Genomic DNA, 5964 nt, shown 5'->3' with positions numbered 1-5964 from the left:
ATGCGCTTCGTCGTAGCTTCATCCGGCAACTCCGGACCGGCAACATACAGCTGACGCGCCATCACCCGAAACGGAAGCACGGAGAAGTCGCGGGCTACGCTGGCCGGCAGCGTCCGCGTAACGGCGATGGAGATCTCTTCCGGCGTCGGTTTGCCAAGCGGAACGTTCTGCTGCAGCGCGAGCGCTTCATAGAGTTCTTCCAGAGTCAGTTTGCCGCGCTGGATGAGCCACTCTCCAATACGCACACCCGGCGGTTGGGTCGCCAGCGCTTCATTCAGGTCGGTCTCGCTGACATAGGAGGAGCCGACGAGGATCTCGCCGATCTTACGCCAGTGTTCGACCAATGCCGCGCGCGTGGGGTAGGCGTGCTCGGTCTTCAGCCAGCGCAACGGCTGCTTGCGAATGCGCGCCCAGGCGTACTGGCGGATGGCCATGACGGTCGCGACGAAGTTGATCACATTACCCCACAGGACCCGGATGGGAGCCGCGCTGGCGAAGACCCAGCCGTAAACCTGCGCGCTGCACCACGCCCCCACACCCATATGAAAGGCCTCCAGACTCAGCGTAGCGAAGCAGACCGGCCACATCCACTGGTGATGAACAGCGACCGCCAGGCCCCAGGCATGATGGTGGATGCTCGACTCCGCCCATGTCACCGCGCCATAGAGAAAGAGCAGGTTCGAAAACGGGGTGGTCAGGTTGGATACCAGGCCTTTGCGGTCGCGCCAGAAAAAGTACAACTGGCTGTACGTATCGCGGAACCCGTGCATTTCCCACGACTGCAGGGCGATTCCAATCACCCATCGCGACTTCTGGCGGAAAGCCTTGCCGAAAACCCGCGGGAAGTATTCGCGAGTCGCCACGAAGCTGCCATTATGGCGGTGGATCGGGACGAATTTCTGCGGCATTCCCAGCGCGTGGATGCGGAAACCGATCTCGTAGTCTTCGGTCAGGCAGCCGGGCGCGAAGATCTGGTTGGAGTGCGCCAGGGCCAATGCTTCGAGGGCGCGGCGCGAGAATCCGGTGCCGACGCCATTCGAAGGGATGAAGCCTCCGAGCACCGAACGCGCGGGCATGTCTTTGAACTGGAACTCGGCGAACTCATCGCAGTAGGCGCCGTGCGTCAGTTCGAGCGGCTTGGTCGGTAGCGCCAGGACAGGAATTTGGACCATTTCATTCCATTGGGCGTAGTAGTTGATCCACAGCAGAGCTTCGGGATGGACCAGATCCTCGGCATCGTGGATCAGGACGTAGTCGAAGCGGTCGCCGGTCTCCTCTTCGTGAAGCAGCATGCGCTGATAGACCCAGTTCAGGCAATCCGCTTTCGAGGTCGGGCCGTCATGCGGACAAACTGACATGTGCGCCCGCGGAAAACGGCGGACAACTTCCTTTACAGCTTCGATGGTAGGGGGGTCGTTGGGGTAGGCACCGATGAAGAAGTCGTAGTTGTCGTATTTCTGGGCGGCGATGTTATGCTCGACCATCTTTTGGATAACGCGGAATTCTTTCCAAAGGGGGACGAAGATGGCCATGCGGCGTTCCGGAACGGCCTTCAATTCGGCGGCGCCGGGCATCTTGTCGCGGCGGGATCGCAAGTACGCGATCAGGCTCGCGACGTCGATGACGACATCGTCGAAGGCGTTCAGCAATACCCATAGGGCGAGCGGCGCGAAAAGCGCGGCCACCCATCGATCCAGAACCAAAATACCTCCGGGAACGGTGTGTTAGAGGACCACACGAACTCTCCCGGGCTACCTCGGCATTACGCGGGGGGTATTTCCCTCGTCTGGATTCTGACTGGAGCGGGGCAGCAATCGATCGGACAAACATCGGGGTTCGCGCCGAAACGGCCCAGCGCGAGGCGCGGAACTCCTTCGTTGACGCGCTCGGCGTTGACGCGCTCGGCGTTGATCCGTTCAGCGTTGATCCGTTCGGCGTTTATCCGCTCAACGACGAGCTCGCGAATCATCGTTACGAAGCGTGGATGGGCTCCCACCGTTGCCGCGCGTTGCATAACGATTCCACGCTCATCGGCGATGGCGCGCGCTTCTTCGTCGAGATCGTAGAGGACCTCCATGTGATCGGAGACGAAGCCGATCGGGGCTACCACCACTTCACGCGCGGTCGTGGTCCGCAGGACATCTCCGATATCCGGCTCAAGCCAGGGCTGGCCGGGGGGTCCGCTACGGCTCTGCCACGCCAGTTGCCAGTCGGCCGCGCCGGCGCCTTCCGCTACAAGGCGTGAAGCTTCTTCGATTTGCTCGGCATACCGGCTGGTACGGGCCGTCGCGGTCGGGATGCTGTGCGCGGTGAAGATGACGAGGGGCTCCGACATGCCGGCCATTGCGGCACGCAGATTTTCCGTCATCGGCTCTATAAATCCCGGATGGTTGAAAAACGCGCGCAGCTTCGCGATCTGCGGCGCGTCCGGTCCGGCGGCCTGCCGCGCCCGCTCGATATCTTCCCGGTATTGGCGGCAGCCTGAATACGAGCTATAAGCCGAAGTGACAAACGCCAGGGCGTTGCGGACGCCATCTTTCGTCATCTGCGCGACGGTGTCCGTCAATAGCGGATGCCAGTTGCGATTTCCCCAATAAACCGGAATATTCGGCCCATTCGACGCGAGTTCTTCGCGCAATTTTGCGATTAGCAACCGGTTCTGATCGTTAATCGGACTTTTCCCGCCGAAATGGTAATAATGCTCGGCGACTTCCAGCATGCGCTGGCGCGGTACATTCCGGCCGCGTAGAACGTTTTCCAGAAACGGGAGAACATCAGCCTCGGCCTCCGGGCCGCCGAAGGAGACCACCAGGACCGCGTCACATCGCATATTGGATTGGATGCCCGTCAGTCTGTTTTGGAGTAGTAATACGTGAACTTACTGTAGAGTTCCTGGGCCCGCGCGCCGTTCACCACGATCCCGAGCACATTGTTCTCGCACAGCGTCTGCATGGCGCGCACGATGTTGTCGTAAGTCGTCGCGCCTACACGAACGACGATCAGCGTCCCATCGGTTAGCGTCGCTAGAAGGTTGGCATCGGCCGAAAACAGGAGTGGCGGCGAATCCAGAATCGCCCAGTTAAACAGACGAGGCAAGCGCTGCTCGATGGTGACCTTAGTTTCCTGCGCACCCAAAATTTCCAGCGGATTCTTGACCGGTGAACCGGCGGTCATCAGATACAGCGACGTGCCGCGCAGCTTGCGTAAACACTTTTCGAGCGGCGCATTGCCCTGGATGTAGTCCGAGAATCCCAAGCCGCGATCCAGTTGCAGATGGCGGTGGACCGAAGGACGGCGCAAATCGAGATCGGCCATCAACACCGGGTTTTCCGATAGCTGCGCCTGGGTGAGCGCCAGATTGAACGCGGTAAACGTTTTGCCTTCCGCCGGTGAGGCGCTGGTGACCACAATCGTGTGCAGCTTCTGCATGGTCTGCAGGTGGTTGAGGCGGGTCCGCAAACTCCGAAACTCTTCACCGGGCATCTCGGCGGGCGATTCCAGGCTGATCAGATGCGCTTCTTCGGCGGGCGAGTAGGGGATCTCTTCCACGCGATCGAGCACGCCTTCCAGTTGGTCATCGAGGAGCGCGGTCAGGCGCTCGCCACTCAAAACGACATCGTTGGCCAGCCCCGACGGGACATCTCCGGACCGCCCGTGGAGCTCTGGTCGATTCGCCACCGGGCTGATTCCCAGCTGTTCCGCCCTGCGCAGTGCATCATGTACTCGGCTCATAAGCTCTTTAGTCTCACTTCAGTTAACTCTTGGTGACGTAAAAGTGGTAGAACATCGAGGCGCCGATAGCGACGACTCCCAGCAGCACCGCCGCGGTCCAGGATAGGAAGCTGATTCGCCGCCGCCTTTGAACCAGTAGATCGTTCTCGAGCAGCGGGATGCTCCCCAGGATCGGCAGCTGCGTGTACGCGCGCACGTCTTTCAGATTCTTCAGAGACGTGTCTTTGATTTCGCGCAACGCCGCGAGTCCCAATCCGATCACGCCGCCGAGCGCAAATCCGATCCCAACGATCAACCAGCGGTTGGGGGCGGTGGGCGCCACCGGGAGCGATGCCGGATCGAGCACTTCCAGATTTTCGCCGGCCTTGCGGCTCTGCGCCTGCTGATTCTCTTCCGCGAGACCCTGTTTTTTCAACAGGTCCTGATAATGCTGGTTGACCTGCACCTGATCGCTGACCAACTGCGCATACTGCTGTTCATTGGCCGGGCCGGACTCGAGCCGCCCTCGAAATTGCGCAATCTCACCATCCAGACTCGCCATTTCCTTGGCGCGATTCTGGCGGTCCAGATCCAGAGCCTTCAACTGGCTCTTCACCTGATCTTCCTGGGCCTGCAGGTTGCTGACGGCGGCCACGGTCGCGGCGCTCTGATGACCACCCGCTTTGCCCTTAGCCGGCGCTGAAGCCTGTTTGGCATCGTCGCGCTCCATCTGATCGCGCTGCTTCTTCAGGCTTGCCAGCATCGCCTGCGCACTGACGACGTCGGGATGCGAATCCGTGTATTTCTCACGCAGCTCCGCCAGCTGAGTTTCCGCGTGCGAGATGGTGGTGTTCAGATCGCGCAGGCGATCGCTCTGCTCAGTAGTCGCCGGGTCGTCGGCGCCCTGCTGCGCGAGCGTCGTCAAAGTCTCGCGCTGCGAATGTAGCGTGTCGAGACGTCCTTCGAGCACCATCTTCTCCTGTGCATCGCGATTGAGCGCCTCATCCATCGAGGTCCGCTGTTGCTGCAGCGAGGTGAGCGCCTGCGCGTTTACCTGCAGTTCTTCCGGAAGCCGCCCGACATTTTTCGTCCGGAACTGTGTAAGCTGCGCGTTCAGACGGTCGACGTCGGCTTTGGCGCGCTGCACTTCATCGCTCAGAAATTCCGTGGTAATCGATCCAGCCACCTTTTGCTGGGAATCGTTCGAATCCATGAACCGGTTCAGCAGGGCGTCGACCACGGCCTTAGCCTTGTAGCGGTCGGGATACGCGAAAGATACCGTGAATGCCGAACCTCCCGTCCGCCCTTGCGAATTCGGCACCGCAACCATGTGAATCTGAACATCCTTGTTGCGCATTTTTTCGATGATGTCGTCGAGCGGTTCGCGGTCACGTTCGCGCTTATAGAGATCCAGCGCGGGCCGCTGGATAATCTCCGCCAGGCTCGTGCGGCTTAGAATATCCTGCTGCATCTCGCTGATCCGCTCCGACATTTGCTGATTCAGAACCGACGGGAGAATATTCTCCGATATCTGCGCCGGAGTGATGCGCAGCTCCGCGCTGGACACGTAGGTGTTCGGCAGCATGAACGCCACGACGCTGGCGATGACGACTCCCGCGAAAAGAGGTCCGAAGATCCACCCGCGATGGCGTCGCGCGACGTCGATGTAGTCGCTCAAATCCATGGGCCGGCGTTGAATGGTCGAATAAACTTCGGGTGTCAGCATGGTGTCATCCGCCTAGGGAACAAAGATCTGATCGCCGTTCTCGACCATGATGTTTTCATCCATGTGTTTGCCATGGCTTACGTCCTTGTAGTTAAAGTTCAGGCGCTCGCCTCTCCGCAGCACGTAGATCTTTTTGGTATTGGCCCAGTCGGTGAAACCCTGGCCTAACGACAGCGCTTCGAGAACCGTCATGGGAGTGATCAGCGCGTAGGCGCCGGGCCGGCGGACTTCGCCCTGCAAAATGAACTTCCGGCTGTTGACCTGAGTTACCTGAACGCTGACTTCGGGATTGCGAATGGTGTCCTTCAATTTGTCCCGGATCGCATCGGCGAGCTGCACGCCGGTCAATCCCGCGGCTTTCACCGGACCGGCCAGCGTCATTGAAATCATGCCGTCCGGCCCAACATCGTATTTGCCCGTGAGCTCCGGTTCATGCATCACGTGAATCAACAGAACGTCGGATGCGCCGATGGTAAAGGCATCGGACGGCGATGCGGTTTTGGAAGCTTGACTTTGTGACGGCGGAA

5 protein-coding genes are annotated in these 5964 nt (G+C 60.0%); all 5 read right to left on the bottom strand.

Annotation, left to right across the window (positions count from 1 at the left end; genetic code table 11):
* The coding region (locus H1Y01_RS14380) for a glycosyl transferase family protein (protein WP_180541204.1) at nucleotides 1-1685 on the bottom strand (1685 nt) is incomplete at its 3' end.
* 77 nt (nucleotides 1686-1762) lie between these two features.
* Nucleotides 1763-2830, bottom strand: a complete 1068-nt coding sequence (locus tag H1Y01_RS14375; RefSeq protein WP_180541203.1) for a ferrochelatase — start codon at nucleotides 2828-2830, stop codon at nucleotides 1763-1765.
* Nucleotides 2831-2847: 17 nt separating this feature from the next.
* Nucleotides 2848-3732, bottom strand: a complete 885-nt coding sequence (locus H1Y01_RS14370; protein ID WP_219341557.1) for a CpsD/CapB family tyrosine-protein kinase — start codon at nucleotides 3730-3732, stop codon at nucleotides 2848-2850.
* 22 nt (nucleotides 3733-3754) lie between these two features.
* Nucleotides 3755-5437, bottom strand: a complete 1683-nt coding sequence (locus H1Y01_RS14365; RefSeq protein WP_180541202.1) for a GumC family protein — start codon at nucleotides 5435-5437, stop codon at nucleotides 3755-3757.
* Between the two features lie 12 nt (nucleotides 5438-5449).
* A partial coding sequence (locus H1Y01_RS14360) for a polysaccharide biosynthesis/export family protein (protein WP_180541201.1) occupies nucleotides 5450-5964 on the bottom strand: 515 nt, incomplete at its 5' end.

The organism is Nevskia soli (genome assembly GCF_903970205.1).
Taxonomy (GTDB): domain Bacteria; phylum Acidobacteriota; class Terriglobia; order Bryobacterales; family Bryobacteraceae; genus Bog-113.
Note: the sequence above shows the minus strand (reverse complement) of the source record. Positions and strands in the feature narration are given on the sequence as shown.